The 1,351-nt window shown below is 72.5% G+C and carries 2 protein-coding genes and 1 pseudogene; 2 read left to right on the plus strand and 1 reads right to left on the minus strand.

Annotated elements, in window-relative coordinates:
• A partial coding sequence (locus tag AOK15_RS38005) for a nuclease/transposase family protein (RefSeq protein WP_478078826.1) occupies positions 1-846 on the plus strand: 846 nt, incomplete at its 5' end.
• Between the two features lie 11 nt (positions 847-857).
• Positions 858-1,187 (plus strand): TIGR04222 domain-containing membrane protein, encoded by a 330-nt coding sequence (locus AOK15_RS48020; RefSeq protein WP_079058934.1) that lies wholly within the window; start codon positions 858-860, stop codon positions 1,185-1,187.
• Here AOK15_RS48020 and AOK15_RS44635 read toward each other — a convergent pair.
• Positions 1,090-1,329, minus strand: a pseudogene (locus AOK15_RS44635) (TIGR04222 domain-containing membrane protein); the annotation flags it as partial. The gene AOK15_RS48020 and the pseudogene AOK15_RS44635 overlap by 98 nt on opposite strands.
• Positions 1,330-1,351 lie beyond the last annotated feature (22 nt).

Consider the following 1,351-nt stretch of genomic DNA (forward strand, 5'->3'; position numbering starts at 1 on the left):
GACCGCATCCATGCCAACCGGGCTGTTGCCTACCGCATCCACGAGGGCCCCGCACGCGGCCGCTGGTACCTCACCGCCTCCTGGACCAACCCCGTGGTGCAGACGGTGCCGCTGGCTGCGGTGCGGGCGGGTGGGGTGGTGGGGGTGGATACCAACGCCGATCACCTGGCCGCCTGGCGCCTGGACGCCCACGGCAATCCGGTCGGCGCGCCCAGACGGTTCGGCTACGACCTCTCGGGCAGCGCCGCTCACCGCGACGCGCAGGTCCGGCACGCGCTGATCCGTCTGCTGCACTGGGCGCGCCGCCATCACCTCGCCCTCGCCGTCGAGGACCTCGACTTCACCGGCGAGACGACCCGTGAGAAGCACGGCCGCCGCAAGCGGTTCCGCAAGCTCATCTCTGGCATGCCTGTTTCCAGGCTTCGGGCCCGGCTGGTGTCGATGGCGGCCGAACTCGGCATTCCCGTCGTGGCCGTCGACCCCGCCTACACCAGCAAGTGGGGTGCGCAGCACTGGCAGAAACCCCTCACCAGCAAGACAAGGAAGACCACCCGTCACGACGCGGCAGCCGTGGCGATCGGAAGGCGCGCCCTGGGACACCCGGTCCGGCGACGGACGGCACCGCCCCCACACGACCGGAGTGATCGTGCGGGGCATCGGACCGTCCAGGCCCCACCGGGCATCCTGGGGCGTGAGGGACCCCGCCCCCGCATCCCCGGACCACGGACACGATCCGTGCGCGCCGGACGCGGAGCGAAAGCGGGCGACCAGGACACCCAACACCGTTCGGGGCGTCCGGCTGAGCATGAGTCCTGGCAACAGGACTCACTCCCGCTCAGTCTTTAGGAACGGTCGGCATGCGGATCGGACTGCGGAGACGGCGGACGGGGCCCGAGGACGAGGCCGGGGCCCTGGACCTGTACGACGTCGCCTATCTGGCGGGCGGGGCGCACCGGGTCGCCGACAGCGCCGTGATCACGCTGGCCGAGCGCGGCCTGCTCACGGTACGAGGCACACGCGTCCGCGCCGCCGACGGTGAGCAGCGATCCGCGCACCCCGTCGAAGACGCGCTGCTCGCCTCCTGCCCGCGCAGCCGCCGCGTGGTCGCCGTGCACAGCGCCCTGCAACGCTCGCCGGAGGTCGAGGAGATCGGGCGGCGGCGCGGACGCGTGTGCCTCGTACCGTGAGCAGGCCGCGCTCGGCCAGCGTGATCACGGCGCTGTCGGCGACCCGGTGCGCCCCGCCCGCCAGATAGGCGACGGCGTACAGGTCCAGGGCCCCGGCCTCGTCCTCGGGCCCCGTCCGCCGTCTCCGCAGTCCGATCCGCATGCCGACCGTTCCTAAAGACTGA

The sequence above is a fragment of the Streptomyces ossamyceticus genome (assembly GCF_001418475.1).
In the GTDB taxonomy this organism is placed as follows: domain Bacteria; phylum Actinomycetota; class Actinomycetes; order Streptomycetales; family Streptomycetaceae; genus Streptomyces; species Streptomyces ossamyceticus.